This is a genomic window from Albimonas marina, from assembly GCF_029223255.1.
Taxonomy (GTDB): domain Bacteria; phylum Pseudomonadota; class Alphaproteobacteria; order Rhodobacterales; family Rhodobacteraceae; genus Albimonas.
Genome location: NZ_JARHUC010000003.1, coordinates 39,165 through 54,345 on the forward strand (window position 1 = coordinate 39,165; position 15,181 = coordinate 54,345).

The 15,181-nt window shown below is 71.2% G+C and carries 14 protein-coding genes; 10 read left to right on the forward strand and 4 right to left on the reverse strand.

Translation table 11 applies throughout. From position 1 onward, the window contains the following. Positions 1 to 2: 2 nt before the first annotated feature. The 6 genes from P2H44_RS07795 to P2H44_RS07820 all read left to right on the forward strand — a co-directional run bounded on the left by P2H44_RS07795 (position 3) and on the right by P2H44_RS07820 (position 7,118). A complete protein-coding gene (locus P2H44_RS07795; RefSeq protein WP_275762928.1) occupies positions 3 to 1,346 on the forward strand; it encodes an acyl-CoA dehydrogenase family protein in 1,344 nt (447 codons plus the stop codon). A gap of 160 nt (positions 1,347 to 1,506) precedes the next feature. Continuing rightward, positions 1,507 to 2,667, forward strand: a complete 1,161-nt coding sequence (locus tag P2H44_RS07800) for a C4-dicarboxylate TRAP transporter substrate-binding protein (RefSeq protein WP_275762929.1) — start codon at positions 1,507 to 1,509, stop codon at positions 2,665 to 2,667. A gap of 70 nt (positions 2,668 to 2,737) precedes the next feature. Then, complete coding sequence (locus P2H44_RS07805) at positions 2,738 to 3,892, forward strand: C4-dicarboxylate TRAP transporter substrate-binding protein (protein WP_275762931.1); 1,155 nt, start codon at positions 2,738 to 2,740, stop codon at positions 3,890 to 3,892. Between the two features lie 156 nt (positions 3,893 to 4,048). Beyond that, a complete protein-coding gene (locus tag P2H44_RS07810) occupies positions 4,049 to 5,209 on the forward strand; it encodes a C4-dicarboxylate TRAP transporter substrate-binding protein (protein ID WP_275762932.1) in 1,161 nt (386 codons plus the stop codon). Positions 5,210 to 5,284: 75 nt separating this feature from the next. After that, positions 5,285 to 5,815, forward strand: a complete 531-nt coding sequence (locus P2H44_RS07815; RefSeq protein WP_275762933.1) for a TRAP transporter small permease — start codon at positions 5,285 to 5,287, stop codon at positions 5,813 to 5,815. After that, positions 5,808 to 7,118 carry a TRAP transporter large permease gene (locus P2H44_RS07820; protein ID WP_275762934.1) on the forward strand — a complete coding sequence of 437 codons (1,311 nt, stop codon included), beginning with the start codon at positions 5,808 to 5,810 and terminating at the stop codon, positions 7,116 to 7,118. Before P2H44_RS07815 ends, P2H44_RS07820 begins: the two co-directional genes overlap by 8 nt. A gap of 101 nt (positions 7,119 to 7,219) precedes the next feature. On the opposite strand, the gene P2H44_RS07825 is transcribed toward P2H44_RS07820, so the two are convergent. Next, complete coding sequence (locus P2H44_RS07825) at positions 7,220 to 8,152, reverse strand: ring-cleaving dioxygenase (RefSeq protein ID WP_275762936.1); 933 nt, start codon at positions 8,150 to 8,152, stop codon at positions 7,220 to 7,222. A gap of 174 nt (positions 8,153 to 8,326) precedes the next feature. Between P2H44_RS07825 and P2H44_RS07830 the strand changes: the two genes are divergently transcribed. Together P2H44_RS07830 and P2H44_RS07835 are read left to right on the forward strand one after the other, a co-directional pair. Continuing rightward, positions 8,327 to 9,229, forward strand: coding sequence for a LysR family transcriptional regulator (locus P2H44_RS07830; RefSeq protein WP_275762937.1), 903 nt, complete (start codon positions 8,327 to 8,329; stop codon positions 9,227 to 9,229). Positions 9,230 to 9,324: 95 nt separating this feature from the next. Next, complete coding sequence (locus P2H44_RS07835) at positions 9,325 to 10,107, forward strand: SDR family oxidoreductase (protein ID WP_275762938.1); 783 nt, start codon at positions 9,325 to 9,327, stop codon at positions 10,105 to 10,107. A 270-nt stretch (positions 10,108 to 10,377) separates the two neighbouring features. On the opposite strand, the gene P2H44_RS07840 is transcribed toward P2H44_RS07835, so the two are convergent. The 3 genes from P2H44_RS07840 to P2H44_RS07850 all read right to left on the reverse strand — a co-directional run bounded on the left by P2H44_RS07840 (position 10,378) and on the right by P2H44_RS07850 (position 12,638). Next, positions 10,378 to 10,755 carry a hypothetical protein gene (locus P2H44_RS07840; RefSeq protein WP_275762939.1) on the reverse strand — a complete coding sequence of 126 codons (378 nt, stop codon included), beginning with the start codon at positions 10,753 to 10,755 and terminating at the stop codon, positions 10,378 to 10,380. A 177-nt stretch (positions 10,756 to 10,932) separates the two neighbouring features. After that, a complete protein-coding gene (locus P2H44_RS07845; RefSeq protein WP_275762940.1) occupies positions 10,933 to 12,000 on the reverse strand; it encodes an asparaginase in 1,068 nt (355 codons plus the stop codon). Beyond that, positions 11,997 to 12,638, reverse strand: coding sequence for a sigma-70 family RNA polymerase sigma factor (locus tag P2H44_RS07850; protein WP_275762941.1), 642 nt, complete (start codon positions 12,636 to 12,638; stop codon positions 11,997 to 11,999). The genes P2H44_RS07845 and P2H44_RS07850 overlap by 4 nt, the downstream gene beginning before the upstream one ends. A gap of 293 nt (positions 12,639 to 12,931) precedes the next feature. Between P2H44_RS07850 and P2H44_RS07855 the strand changes: the two genes are divergently transcribed. Next, entirely contained in the window at positions 12,932 to 13,495 is a 564-nt protein-coding gene (locus tag P2H44_RS07855) for an invasion associated locus B family protein (RefSeq protein ID WP_345798981.1), read from the forward strand. A 229-nt stretch (positions 13,496 to 13,724) separates the two neighbouring features. Then, positions 13,725 to 14,960, forward strand: a complete 1,236-nt coding sequence (gene rlmN, locus P2H44_RS07860; RefSeq protein WP_275762942.1) for a dual-specificity RNA methyltransferase RlmN — start codon at positions 13,725 to 13,727, stop codon at positions 14,958 to 14,960. The last annotated feature ends 221 nt before the right edge of the window (positions 14,961 to 15,181 follow it).

Genomic DNA, 15,181 nt, shown 5'->3' on the forward strand with positions numbered 1-15,181 from the left:
TCATGGATTTCTCGGTACCCCAGGAGCTGCAGGACTATATCGCGCGCCTCGACGCGTTCATCGACGAGAAGATCAAGCCGCTGCAGGCCCAGGACGACAACGAGCGGTTCTTCGATCACCGCCGCGAGTGGGCGCGCACCGACTTCGACAACGGCGGCCTGCCGCGCCCCGAGTGGGAAGCGCTGATGAAGAAGGCCAAGAAGATGGCCGACGAGGCCGGCTTCTACCGCTTCTGCCTGCCCAAGGAGTTCGGCGGGGACGAGGGCTCGAACCTCGCCATGGCCGTGATCCGCGAGCATCTCGCCTCCAAGGGCCTCGGGCTCTTCAACGACCTTCAGACCGAGCATTCGGTGGTGGGCAATTTCCCCACCATCATCATGCTGCGCGACTTCGGCACGCCGGAGCAGAAGGAGAAGTTCATCAACGGCGTGCTGGACGGCACCTATCGGCTGGCCTTCGGCCTGACCGAGGCCGGCCACGGCTCGGACGCCACGCACATGGAGACCCGCGCGGTCCCCGAGGAGCGCAACGGCAAGAAGGGCTACCGGATCGACGGCGAGAAGCAGTGGATCACCGGCATGCACGAGGCCACCCACTGCATCCTCTTCGCGCGCCGCGAGGGGCAGCCGGGCGACGCCAAGGGGCTGACCGCGTTCCTGGTCGACACCTCGCTGGAGGGCATCCGGAACGAGGAGTTCCTGTGGACCTTCAACATGCCCACCGACCACCCGCGCCTGTCGATCAACGACCTGTGGGTGCCGGAGGAGGCGGTGTTCGGCCCGATCGACAACGGCCTCGCGCTCGCCCAGGCCTTCGTGCATGAGAACCGCATCCGCCAGGCGGCCAGCTCGCTCGGCGCCGCGGTCTACTGCATCGAGGAATCGGTCCGCTACGCCCGCCACCGCAAGCCCTTCGGGCAGGAGCTGGCGCGCAACCAGGGGATCCAGTTCCCGCTGGTCGAGCTCGCGACCCAGGCCGAGATGCTGCGCCAGCTGATCCGCAAGACGGCGTGGGAAATGGACCAGATGCCCCATCCGGAGGTCGAGAAGACCATGTCGGACAAGGTATCGATGTGCAACTACTACGCGAACCGGCTGTGCTGCGAGGCCGCCGACCGCGCCATGCAGGTGCACGGGGGCATCGGCTACAGCCGCCACAAGCCGTTCGAGCACATCTATCGCCACCACCGCCGCTACCGGATCACCGAGGGGTCGGAGGAGATCCAGATGCGCAAGGTGGCCGCCTACCTGTTCGGCTACATCGGGCCGCGCAAGGGGAAGATCCCCGCGCCCACGCCGCGCAGCCAGGCCGCCTACATCGAGACCAAGGCCCACGCGGCCGAGTGAACGTCTTCGCCGCCGGACCCTGCCACGCGGGTCCGGCGGCGAAGCGGTACGGCCCCCGGCCGGCGCGTCCGACGCGCCCGGGCGGGGGAGGGGCCCGTCATCGGGTCTGGGGAGACCGGACGGCGCGCCGTCCGGAAAGACGTCTACAGGGAGGAGTCTTATGACCCGACGCACCACCAAGCTCGCCGGCTTCGCCGGCGCCGCGGCCACGCTGCTGGCCTCGACCGCGCTGCCCACCACGGCCTCGGCCGAGGAGCTGCGCTTCGCGATCGGCTGGCCGCCGAACACCAACACCTCGCGTACCTTCGAGACCTTCGGCGAGGTCCTCTCGGCCGAGACCGGCGGCGAGATGACCGCCAAGGTCTACCCGCTGTCGCTGCTCAACTTCCTCGAGTCGACGACCGGCGTGCGCGACGGCATCGCGGATCTGACCACGATCCTGCTGCCCTACTTCCTGTCCGATTTCCCGATCTCGAACTTCGGCACCGAGCTCGCCGCGCTGACCGACCTGGTGGTCGAGGACGGCGACCGCGTGGGCATCGTCTACGCCGGCGCCTTCATGGAATGGGCGATGCTCAACTGCCCCGAGTGCATGGACGAGTTCTCCAAGAACAACTCCGTGTTCCTGGGCGGCGGCTCCTCGACCCGCTACCACCTGATCTGCAACAAGGAGGTCAACACCCTCGAGCAGCTTCAGGGCGCGCGCATCCGCGCGGGCGGCGCCTGGTGGGCGCGCTGGGCCTCGGCCATGGGCGCGACCCCGGTGTCGATGTCGATCAACGAGACCTTCGAGGGCCTGAACCAGGGCGTCCTGGACTGCTCGGCCTCGTCGAACCCGGAGCTGTTCAACTTCGGCTTCATCGACGTCGCCAAGTTCGTGACCACCGGCGCGCCGGGCTCGCAGTTCCCCTCGGCCACCGCGGTGATCAACAAGGACGTCTGGCTCGACGCCTCCGAGACCGAGAAGACGGCGCTCCTCAAGGCGGGCGCGGCGCTCGCGGCGGGGATCACCTTCACCTACATCGGCGAGTCCCAGCACGGCATCGCCGAGGCCGAGAAGCGCGGCATTCCGGTGAAGCAGGCCGGCCCCGAGCTGATGGCCAAGAGCCGCGCCCACACCGAGTCGGACGCCGCCACCGTGGTCGCCAACTACACCGAGAAGTTCGGCCTGAAGGACGGCGACGCCAAGGTCGAGCAGATGAAGCAGCTGATCGACAAGTGGAACGGCCTGACCGAGGGCGTCGCGGACGCCGACGCGCTGGCCGACATCTACTTCAACGAGATCATGACCAAGCTGGACCTGTCCACCTACGGTCAGTGATCGTCTGAGCCTGCGCCCCGCCCGACGCGAAGAAGCGGGCGGGGTGCGTCACCAAGGGAGGAAGAAACCGATGAAGAAGGTCATCAAGGCCGCCGCTCTGGGCGCCTTCGCTCTGTCCGCGACGCTGGGCGCCGCCGCCCCCGCGGACGCGACCGAGCTGCGCTTCGCCGTGGGCTCGCCGCCGAACTCGCTGGGCGACAAGGCCGCCAACCACTTCAAGACCAAGCTCGAGGAGTATTCGAACGGCGACGTGACCGTGAAGGTCTACCCGCTGTCGCTGCTCAACCTGCTCGAGTCCAACAACGGCATCCGCGACGGCATCGCCGACATCGCCACGGTGCTGTGGCCCTACTTCCTGTCGGAGTATCCCGAGACGAACCTCATCGCCGAGGCCGCCTCGATGTCCGAGCTGATCGAGGGCGACCGCCAGCAGGCGACGCTGGCCTACCTGGGCGCGATGATCGAGTACGTGGCCCTGCACTGCCCCGAGTGCCAGGCCGAGGCGAAGGCCCAGAACCAGGTGTTCCTGGCGGGCCTGGGCACCTCGTCCTACGTGCTCCAGTGCATGAAGCCGGTCTCCTCCTACGAGGACCTGCAGGGCCTGCGCGTGCGCGCCGGCGGCGCCTGGTGGTCGCGCTGGCTGACGGGCATGGGGGCGACCCCGGTGACCATGTCGATCAACGAGACCTTCGAGGGCCTGAACCAGGGCATCCTGGACTGCACCGCCTCGAACCCCGGCGACATGACCCAGTTCGGCTTCATCGACGTGATCTCGGACGTGACCGTCGGCGTGCCCGGCTCGTCCTTCGCCTTCGCGATCGCGGACATGAACCTCGACACCTGGAACTCGCTGTCCGAGGAGAACCGCAAGCACGTGATGCACGCGGCCGCGGCGATCTCGGGCGACGGGATCATGGCCTACTTCCACGACGGTCGTGAGAACGTCGAGAACAAGGCCCCCGCGCAGGGCATCAAGATCCACCAGGCCGACGAGGCGCTGCTGGCCAAGAGCCGCGAGTGGATCGCCGCCGACCTCGACGCGCTGGCCGCCTCCTACGAGGAGCGCTTCGGCATCAAGGACGCCAAGGGCAAGCTCGAGCGTCTGCGCGCCCTGGTCGACGAGTGGATGCCCCGCATGGAGGGCGTCGACGACCGCGATGCGCTCGCCGAGGTGCTGTGGCAGAACGCCTACTCCAAGATCGACGTCAACGCCTACGGGCAGTGACGCCGGACCGGCCCGGGCGACCCCCGGGCCGGCTTCCCCCTCTCGCCCCGCGCAAGACGGGGGAGCCCCGCGTTAAAGCGGACAAGAAACGACCCGCCGGCGACGGCCAATCAAAGACCTCGCATCGAAGCGGGCAGACCCCAGGGAGATATGATCATGAATAGTTGGAAACCGGCCGCGGGCGCCGCGGTCATTGCGATTTCCGCTTCGGTTGCGGGCTTGGTCCCCACCGGCGTTCAGGCGACCGAGAGCCTGCGCTTCGCCATCGGCTGGCCTCCGGGCACCTCGGCCGAGGCCTCGACCCAGCATTTCGCCGACGTGGCGGGCGAGGAGTCGGGCGGCGACCTTCAGGTGAAGGTCTACCCGCTGTCGCTGCTGAACTTCCTCGAGTCGACCTCGGGCGTGCGCGACGGCGTGGCGGACCTGACCACGGTCCTGACCCCCTATTTCATCACCGAGTTTCCGGAGATGAACTACGCCACCGAGCTCGCCTCGCTGGCCGAGCTCCAGGACGGCGATCCGGCGCGCAACGTGATGGCCTTCAACGGCGCGCTGATGGAGTATTTTTTCTTCAACTGCCCCGACTGCCAGACGGAGCTCGAGGCCCAGAACCACGTCTACCTGACCGGCTCGGGCTCGCAGTCCTACTTCCTGCAGTGCACCAAGCCCGTCGAGACGATCGCTGACCTCGAGGGGCTGCGCGTGCGTGCGGGCGGCGCCTTCTGGGCGCGCTGGGCGACCGCGATGGGGGCGACCCCGGTCTCGATGTCGATCAACGAGACGTTCGAGGGGCTGAGCCAGGGCGTGGTCGACTGCGTCGCGGCCTCGGCGCCCGAGCTCACCAACTTCGGCTTCATCGACGTGGTCACCGACATGACCCCGGGCGTGCCCGGCGCCTCGTTCGTGTCGGGCGTGGCGCACATGAACCGCGACCGCTGGCAGGAGATGAGCCCCGAGAACAAGCTCGCGCTGCTCAAGGCCTCGGCGGCGCTGTCGGGCCGGGGCGTGTTCTCCTACTACGAGACCGGCAACGAGAACATGGAGATGGCCCGCGAGAAGGGCGTGACGATCCACAAGCCCTCCGACGAGCTGATGGAGCGCACCCGCAGCTGGATCGCCGAGGACGCGGCGGCCCTGGGCGCCTCCTACGCCGACCGCTTCGGGCTGAAGGACACGGACGCCAAGCTCGCCAAGATGCGCGAGCTGATGGCCAAGTGGTCGAAGCTGACCGCCGAGGTCGAGACCGAGGCGCAGCTCACCCAGATCTATTGGGACGAGCTGCACTCGAAGATCGACGTGGCCAGCTACGGACAGTGACCCGATAGGACCGCGCGCCGGGGAGCGGCCGGCGCGCGGGTTCCTGAATTTCAATCTCTGACGGCGGGGTGGCCGATGAAGTGGATCGAATGGATCCTGACGAAACTGGTGGCGTTGGCGGGGCTGGTGGGCCTCGCGTGCGTCGTCTTCATGATGGTGCACATCGTGTGCGACGTCCTCGGGCGGTTCCTGTTCAACATGCCGGTGGAGGGCACGATCACCATCGTGTCGAACTACTACATGGTGATCCTGGCCTTCGGCGCGCTCGCGGTGTCCGAGGGGCGTGACGCGAACATCTCGGTCGAGGTGGTCTCCGACCTGCTGCCCCGGGGCATCCAGCCGTCGCTGACCGCGTTCGCCTCGATCGTCGCGGTGGTCGCGTTCTCGCTGCTGACGGTGCGCGGGTGGATCGAGGCCGACGCCAAGATGCGCTCGGGCGCGGCCCTGCAGCAGGGGATCGTGACGATCCCGATCTGGCCCTCCTACTACGCGGTGCCGCTGGGGTGCGGGCTGATGGTGCTCGTTTCCTTCTGGAAGCTGATCTGCACCGTGACCGGCCGCCCCTTTGCGCTCTCCAAGCCCGACCCGGAGGCCTTCAATGAGTGAAGTCGAAATCGGCCTCGCCGGCCTTGGGATCCTGTTCTTCCTGATCGCCCTTCGGGTTCCGATCGGCTTCTCGCTGATCGCGGTCAGCTTCGGCGGCCTGTGGTACCTGATGAGCTGGCGGGTCGCCTGGGGCGCGCTGGCGGTGATGCCCTACCAGTTCGCGGCGAACTGGGTGCTGAGTTCGGTGCCGATGTTCCTGATGCTGGGATTCATCTGCTACCACACGAACCTGACCAAGGGGATGTTCCACGCGGCCAAGGTCTGGACGGCGGCGCTGCCGGGCGGTCTCGCGATCGCGGCGATCTTCGGCTCGGCCGGCTTCGCGGCGGTCTCGGGCTCGTCCATCGCCTGCTCGGCCGCGATGGGGCGCATCGCCGTCCCGGAGATGATGAAGCAGAAGTACGACGCCGAGCTCGCCACGGGCACGGTCGCCGTCGCGGGCACCATCGGCGCGCTGATCCCGCCCTCGATCATCCTGATCCTCTACGGCGTGATCTCCCAGCAGCCGATCTCGGACCTGTTCCTGGGCGGCATCTCGGCGGGCATCATCTCGGGCATCGGCTACGTGATCGTGGTCCTGATCCGCGTGAAGCTGAACCCGAACCTCGCGCCGCCCTACACCGGCGCCGAGCCGATGTCGGAGAAGATCGCGGCGCTGAAGGGCACCTGGCCGATCCTGCTGGTGATGGTCGGCATCTTCGGGGGCCTGTTCGGCGGCGTCTTCACCCCCACCGAGGCCGGCGCCATCGGCGCGTTCCTCGCCTGCATCGTGGCCGCGGTCCAGGGCCAGCTGAGCTGGGAGCGGTTCCGCAAGGCCGGCGAGGAGACGGTGACCGCCACCGCCGCCCTGATCGTGATCGCCATCGGCGCCACGCTGCTGACGCGGTTCCTGACCCTGTCGGGCGCGGGCGACTACATCTCGGAGTCGGTGCTCTCGATCGGCGCCTCGCCGTTCATGCTGCTGGTGGGCATCATCCTGATCTACCTGCTGATGGGCATGTTCCTCGAGCCGCTGGGCGCGATGCTGCTGACCCTGCCGATCGTTCTGCCGATCGTGGGCGACGCGGGCTGGAGCCTGGTGTGGTTCGGCGTGCTGCTGTGCAAGCTGCTGGAGATCGGCATGATCACCCCGCCGATCGGGATGAACGTGTTCGTGATCAAGGGCGTGGTCGGCAACCTGGTCTCGACCACGCAGATCTTCCGCGGCGTGTTCTGGTTCCTGGTCATGGACCTTCTGGTCATGGCCCTGCTGGCCGCCTTCCCGGGGATCGTGCTGTTCCTGCCGGCGACGCTGGGCAACTGACCGCCGGCCGTCCGGCCTGAAACGACGCCGCCCGCCCCGGGGGACCGGGGCGGGCGGTTTTCGTTTCCGAGGGATCTTTCCGCGGCGGGCGCGGTCCGGGATCAGCCGAGCGCGGGCAGGATGCGCTCGATCTCGGCGCGGTGCTTCTCGTACTGGGCGGGCAGCTTCAGCGCCTGGCCCAGGGCCTCCGCGGGCTCGTCCACCGCGAAGCCGGGCGCGTCGGTCGCGATCTCGAACAGGACGCCCCCCGGCTCGCGGAAATAGACCGAGCGGAAGTAGTTCCGGTCCCGCTGGTCGGTGACCTGCATGCGGTGGTCGCGGGTCAGCGCCTCGGCCATCGCCGCCTGCTCGGCGTCGTCGCGGGCGCGGAAGGCGATGTGGTGGACCGAGCCGCGGCCCATGCGGGCGGGCATCGAGCCGGGCGCCTCCACCAGCTCGATCACCGAGCCGTATGGGCCGTCCACCGCCTCCATCCGCACCACCGGCCCGTCGCGACCGGTCTCGGCGAAGCCGAAGACGTCGCGCAGGATCGCGGCCGTCGGGGCGACGGCGCGCAGCAGCAGGCGCACGCCGTGCATGCCGCGGATCGCCATTTCGGCGGGAATGTCCGAGGCCGCCCAGGCGGGCTCGTCCCCGGCGCCCGCGACCTCGACCAGCGCCAGGCGCATGCCGTCGGGATCGCGGAAGGGCAGGATCGTCTCGCCGAAGCGGGTCTCGGGCGCGCAGACGTCGAGGCCCGCGTCCTCCAGCCGCTGCGCCCACCACTCGGTCGCGCCGGCGGGCACGCGGAACAGCGTCTCCTGCGTCTCGCCCGCGCCCAGGCGGCCGGGGGCGGCCTGCTCCCACGGGAAGAAGGTGAGGATCGAGCCGGGGGCCCCGGCCTCGTCGCCGTAATAGAAGTGGTAGGCGGAGGGGTCGTCGAAATTGACCGTCTTCTTCACCAGCCGCAGCCCCAGGACGCGGGTGTAGACGTCGAGGTTGCGCCGCGCGTTCCCCGCGACGGCGGTGACGTGGTGCAGGGGGTGCGCGGTCATGATCGGTCTCCGGTTGCTGGGGCGGAACGAGGCGACGCCTCGGGTTGACGCAAAGATAGGCCGGGGATGTTTCACGATGAAGCCGCGCCTCATTGCATCCATGCAATGTCGCCTTGGCGAATCTGCAGTGTTCGTGTTCATCTTTGAAACCTGTTCCCGGCCGGAGCGACCCCTTTGCCGGACCTTATGACCTCGCTGTCGTGGGAGGATTTCCGCCTGGTCGGCGCGGTGGCCGAGACCGGGAGCCTGCCCGCCGCCGCCCGCCGGCTGGAGCTGAGCCACTCCACCGTCTTCCGCCGCCTCGCCCGCATCGAGGAGGCCGTCGGCGCGCCCCTGTTCGAGCGGGGGCGGGAGGGCTACGTGGCGACGCCCGCGGGCGAGGAGATGGTCGCCGCCGCCGAGGCCATGGCCGAGGGCGCCGCCGCCTTCGCCTCGCGCATCGAGAAGCGGGAGATCGCGCCGGCGGGCGACCTGCGCATCGCCACCTCCGACGCGCTGCTGCAGGCGCTGCTGACCCCGCTGTTGGCGGACTTCCGGCGCGACTACCCCGAGGTGCGGCTGGAGCTGGCGCTGGGCAACCGCTCGCTCAACCTCTCGCGCCGGGATGCGGACGTGGCGGTGCGCGCCACCGACCGCCCGCCCGAGACGCTGGTGGGGCGGCGCGTGGCGGGCCTGGGCTGGGCGCTCTACGCCGCCGTCGACGCGCCGCTGGCCGCGGCCGCCGGCCCCTGGGTGGGGCCGTCCGACGAGCTTGCGGACCTGCCGTCGGCGGCGCTGACGCGGGCGCGGGCGCCGAGGGGCGAGGCGGCCTGGCGGGTGAACTCGGTGATCGCGATGGCCGAGGCGATCGGGCAGGGGGCCGGCGTCGGCTACCTGCCCTGCTTCGTGGGCGACGCGCGGCTGGACCTGCGCCGCCTGGGCTCGCCGGAGCCGGAGCTCGCCGCCGGCCTGTGGCTGCTGACCCATCCCGACCTGCGCCGCGCCCCGCGGGTGCGGGCGTTCCTCGACGTCGTCGGCGGGCGGCTGGCGGGGATGCGCGGCTTCCTCTCGGGCGAGCGGCCGCGCGCCGGAGACTGAGGGCCGCGGCCCTTGCCTCGGGCGCCCCGATCCGGTGCAAAGGGCGCTGGAACCGCTGGGCGCAACGCCGGCGGAGAGATGGGAGAGACGCGGGCATGAAGGTCGCGGGCAAGGTCGTGGTGGTGACGGGCGCGGGCGGCGGCATCGGTGAGGGGCTGGCGCGCCGCTTCGCCGCCGAAGGGGCGGCGAAGGTGGTGGTCTCCGACCTCGACCCCGCGCGGACCGAGCGGGTGGCGGCCGAGATCGGCGGCCTGGGCTTCGCCTGCGACGTCTCCGACCCCGCCCGGCTGGAGGCGCTGGTCGCGTTCGCCGAGGCCGAGGCGGGGCCGGTGGGCCTGTGGTGCTCGAACGCCGGCGTGGGCTGGGCGGACCCGGTGCTGGGGCAGGTGGGCAGCTCTCCCGACTCGGCCTGGCAGAAGGGCTGGGACGTGAACGTGATGGCCCATGTCCGCGCGGCCCGGCTGCTGACGCCGAAGATGGCGGAGCGGGGCGGCGGGTGGTTTCTGCACACCGTCTCGGCCGCGGGTCTGCTCAGCCAGATCGACGGGGCGGTCTACGCCACCACCAAGCATGCCGCGATCGGCTTCGCCGAGGCGCTGGCGATCACCCACCGCGACGACGGGATCCGGGTCGCGGTGCTTTGCCCGCAGGGGGTGGACACCGAGATGCTGCGCGGGCTCGAGGGCGGCGCGCAGGGCGTCGACGGGGTGCTGACCCCAGAGGACGTGGCCCAGAGCGTGATCGAAGGGCTGGAGGCCGAGAGCTTCCTGATCCTGCCCCACGCCCAGGTGCGCGACTACATGGCCAACAAGGCCTCGAACTACGACCGCTGGCTGGCGGGCATGGCCAAGCTGCGCCGGAAGATCAACGGCGGCTGAAGCCAGAGGGGCTGCGGCCCCGGCCGAGCCTGACTCGCGCCGCCGGAGGATCGCGCGGCGGCGGCGTCCCGAAACCCTCGCGCCAGGCGCCGCCCTCGCCCCGCGCCGCGGGCGGACCCGTCGCGCCGGGCGCGACGGCGGCCGCGGCGCCTGCCTCCGGTTGCGGGACGGCCGAGGTTCGGCTCGGGGCGGCGGGCCGAAAAGCGACGGGCGCGCCGACATGATCGGCGCGCCGCGGTCAGGCGTTCTCGGAGATCGAGGGCCGGCGGGTCAGCCGGCGGGGCGCAGGAGGCTGGCCGAGAGCGCGGCCTCTCCGCAGCGCAGCAGGCGCTGGCCCACGGCATGGGCGGCGGTGCGGTCGAGGCACTGGCAGCAGTCCTCGAGCGACTCGGCCTGCAGGGCCAGCGCGGTCAGGCCGATGCGGGGCGCGATGGCGGCCAGCTCGCGGGCGAGACGGCCGAGGCGGGTCCAGGACTCCTCCTCCAGCGCGCGCTCGATCGCGACCAGCCGGTCGGTCGCCTCCAGCAGGCCGTCGTCCACCAGCTCGGCGCATTCGTCGGGGCCGAGCGCGGCTTCCAGCGCCTTCAGGGCCTCCAGGTCCAGGGCCGCCTCGGTCCGCCGCGGGGCCAGTCGGGTCACGGTGCTCATGGTGCTGCTCCCATTCCGGGGCCGGGCGTCGCGACCGGCCGTTTCCACCTCACCGAGGCAGGGGATAGCGCGGCGAGAATGAAAGCGGAGTTGACGGAATCGCCCGCCAACCCCTGATTTTGGTTACCGAATTTTGAACCGGACGTCCCGCAACGGGACGCCTCCGCGGCCCCGCGTTCAGCGCAGCGCGGCGGCGGGGCGGATCTCGCCCACCGCCAGGCCGCGGCGGTTGACCTGGGGCGGGTTCAGGCGGCGCGCGATCTCGGGATGCCCCGCCTCGACCAGGCCCAGCCGGACCAGGATCGCGGCCATGGCGCATTCCGAGGCGCGGGTGCCGCCGTCGTCGATCTTCACCGCCACGCCGAGGCCCAGCCCGGGGAGAATCGCGCCGAAGACGCCCTCGGCCCCGGTCTTGATCGCGCCCTGGCCGCCCAGCGCGCGCATCATGCCCGTGCAGGCCCTGCCCTCGCCGGCGACGAGGTCGGGATGCGCCATCATCGCCTCGACCAGCGCGGTCGCCGCGGCCTCCCGCGCGCGGCCCAGCCCCTGCGGGCGGGCCATGCGGGCGAGCGACGCGGCGAAGCCCTTCAGCGTGGTCGCGAAGTTGGGGGCCGAGCAGCCGTCGATCCCGTAGCCGAGGTCCGGGTCGCCCGTCATCTCGGCGATCGCCTCGCGCGCAGCCTTCTGCACGGGGTGGTCGACCTCGTGGTATTCCGAGCCAGCCCCGAGATGTCGGTTCAGCGTCAGGAAGCCCGCGTGCTTGCCCGAGCAGTTGTTGTGCGTCTGGTCGGGGCACGTGCAGGCGCGGATCAGCCCCTCGCGCGCCTCGCGGTCGTCGGGGACCTGGGGGCCGCAGCGCAGGTCGGGCTCGCCCAGGCCCAGCTCCGAGAGCCAGGCGGCGACGCGGGTGGTGTGGATCGCCGCCCCGTTGTGCGAGGCGCAGGCGAGCGCCAGCTGCTCCGTGCCCAGGCCCGCGGCGGCGGCGGCGCCGCTTTCGACCAGGGGCAGGGCCTGGAGCATCTTGCACGACGAGCGGGGGTAGACGACGCGGGACGGATCCCCCCAGGCCTCGACCACCTCGCCCGAGGGGGTGCAGATCGCGATCACGCCGCGGTGAACGCTTTCGATCATGCCGCCGCGGACCGTCTCGACCAGGATCTGCGAGAAGTCGGGCGCGGCGGCGTCCACCTGCGCGGGCGCGGTCACGGCGGTCGCCGAGGGGGCGGCGGGGGCGGGGTCGGTCATTCGTTCAGCTCCACCGAGAAGTCGTCGCCCAGCGCCTCTCGCAGCCGCGCGAAGGCGAGGCGCAGGCGGGACTTCACGGTCCCCAGCGGCGCCCCGGTCGCCTGGGCGATCTCGGCCTGGGTGAGGCCCGCGTAAAAGGTCAGGCGCACCGCTTCAAGCTGTTCCTTGCCCAGGCTCTCGAGCGCCGCGCGCACGCGGGCGTCGCGGTCGGCGGCGGCGGCGGCGCGGGCGGGATCCTCGGGCGGGTCGGGCTGGAACAGGGGGTCGTTGGGATCGGGCGCCGGGCGCGCCTGCCGGCGCAGCAGGTCGATGCGCCGGTTGCGCGCGATGGCGTAGATCCAGGTCGCCACCCCCGCCTTGGCGGGATCGTAGGTCGAGGCGCGCCGCCAGACCGAGACGAAGACATCCTGCGTCGCCTCCTCGACCACGTCGGGATGGGCGCCGCCGCGCAGCAGGAAGGCGCGGATGCGCCCGGCGTAGCGGGCGAAGATCTCGGCGAAGGCGGCGCGGTCGTCGGCGGCGGCGAGGCGGGCGAGCAGCTCGGCGTCGGTGAGCGCGCCGCCTTCCGCAGCGGCGCCCTCCGGGCCCGCTCCGCCGGCGCGGTCGTCGGGCGTGTCTGGGCGCGGCGCGTCGGGCATGAAGTCGGGCTGGGTCCGTCGTGAAAGGTCTGTGTCGGCGGCGCCGGCCCCCGCTGGGTGCGGCGGACCGGCGTCATGATGCGCGGGCGGGCGCGGCGGGGTGGCGCCGTCGCCCGATTTGCGTCTAGATTAGGCCGCATCGCGTCGGCAGGAAAGACCGGCGCGCGAACCGGCGGACGCGCCCGCCGGCGACAGGAGAGCACGGCCGCCCCCGCGGCCGTCTCGGGACGTCGCCGCAAGGGCTCGCCGACGGAAGCAGGCAGAACGGCGATTGCAGGCGAATCGAGGCGAGCATGAAGGCTGAGGCGAAACGCGCGGGCATGAAGCGCATCGGCGCGCGGCTTGCGGCTGTGGCGCTGGCCCTGGCGGCGGTGCAGACGGCGCCGGTCCAGGCGGCCGCGCAGCAGTCCACCAACCGGGTCGAGGCGTTCCGGGACTGGTCCGTTTTCACCGCGGACGCGGGGGGGCCGGTCTGCTGGATCGTCACCCAGCCGCAGAGCTCGGTGGCCAAGCGGGGCGGCAAGCCGGTGCAGGTCCAGCGGGGCGACATCTACCTGACGGTGGCCGTGCGCCCCCGTCAGGGCGTGAAGAACGAGATCGCGATGGTCGCGGGCTATCCGTTCAAGGAAGGCTCGACCGTCGAGGCGGAGATCGGCTCGAAGAAGTTCGAGCTGTTCACCGAGGGCGAGAACGCCTGGACCTATCCCAACGACGACGGCGACATCATCACCGCGATGAAGGCCGGCGCGGCGGTGGTCCTGACGGGCGTCTCCGCGCGCGGGACCACCACGATCGACCGCTTCTCGCTGCTGGGCTTCACCGACGCGCTGACCTCGGCCCAGACCCGCTGCAAGTGAGGCGCGCCGCCCTTGCGGGCGGCGATCCGGGAGCGGCCCGGCGGCCGCGGGGCGGGGCGCAGGCGCCGCTTCGGGCGCGCGGATGACGCGGCGGCGCGCGCCCCTCTTGGACGGGCGCGGCGGAAATGCTATGTGACGGCCTGCGCGCCCTCCGCACCTCGCGGGGGGCGCAGCCTTTCGCGCGGACCGCACCGGCGGTCCCCGCGTCCGACCCGACCCGGAGAGAGCCATGACACCCGCGCAGACCGCCGGCGCCGCCGCCCCGTCCCTCGAGGCTTCCTCGGGCGCGGCCCCCGCCGTTCCGCTGACCCAGGACACGCCCGGCTTCGCGCCGAAGGCGGCCGAGGGCCTGCGCCCGCTGGTCGGCCTGACCCGTCCGCAGATGGTCGAGGCGCTGATCGCGGCCGGCACGCCCGAGGGCCAGGCGAAGATGCGCGCCGCACAGCTGTGGTCGTGGATCTACCAGCGCGGGGTCACCGACTTCGCCGAGATGACCAACCTCGCCAAGGGCTACCGCGCGCAGCTGGCCGAGAACTTCCGCCTCGACCGCCCCGCGATCGTGGCGCGCCAGATCTCCAACGATGGCACGCGCAAGTACCTGCTGCGCCTGTCCGGGGGCCATGAGGTCGAGGCGGTCTACATCCCCGAGGAGGATCGCGGCACGCTGTGCGTCTCCTCCCAGGTGGGCTGCACGCTGACCTGCACCTTCTGCCACACCGGCACCCAGAAGCTGGTGCGCAACCTGACCGCCGAGGAGATCGTGGCCCAGATCCTGGTCTGCCGCGACGACCTCGAGGAATGGCCCGTCGCCGGCCAGCGCCCGCCCGAGCGCCGCCTGCTGTCGAACATCGTGCTGATGGGCATGGGCGAGCCGCTCTACAATTTCGAGGGCGTGCGCGACGCGATGAAGATCGCGATGGACGGCGAGGGGCTGTCGATCTCGCGGCGCCGCATCACCCTCTCGACCTCCGGCGTGGTGCCCAACATCGCGCGGGCGGGGGCGGAGATCGGCTCGCTGCTGGCGATCTCGCTCCACGCGGTGCGCGACGAGCTGCGCGACGTGCTGGTGCCGATCAACCGCAAATGGAACCTCGCCACGCTGCTCCAGGCCTGCCGGGACTATCCGCGCCTGTCGAACGCCGAGCGGATCACGTTCGAATACGTGATGCTCAAGGACGTGAACGACAGCGACGCGGACGCCAAGCGGCTGGTGCAGCTGATCGCGGGGATCCCCGCGAAGATCAACCTGATCCCCTTCAACCCCTGGCCGGGCTCGCCCTACGAGCGTTCGGACTGGGACCGGATCGAGAGCTTCGCCGAGATCGTGAACCGGGCGGGCTACGCCTCGCCGGTGCGCACGCCGCGGGGGCAGGACATCATGGCGGCCTGCGGGCAGCTGAAGTCGGCCACCGAGCGCGGGCGCAAGAAGGCCTCCGAGATCGCGGCGGAGACGTCGGGGGGCTGAGGCCTCTTCCAGGAATGACGGGCGTTCGGGCGGGGGCGATGTTGGTCCCCCGACCCGGCGCGCCTCCCGCCCGCCCACCCCAGCGCACCGGGTCGGGGGACGGCGCCTGGATGGGCGAGGTCTGGTCTGCGGGGGCATCTTTCGCTTTCTGCTGAGAAGGCCGGCGGGGCCGGCCTCTCGCGAGCGTGCGCGACGATCCGGGCGCGTCAAGGCCGAGCCCC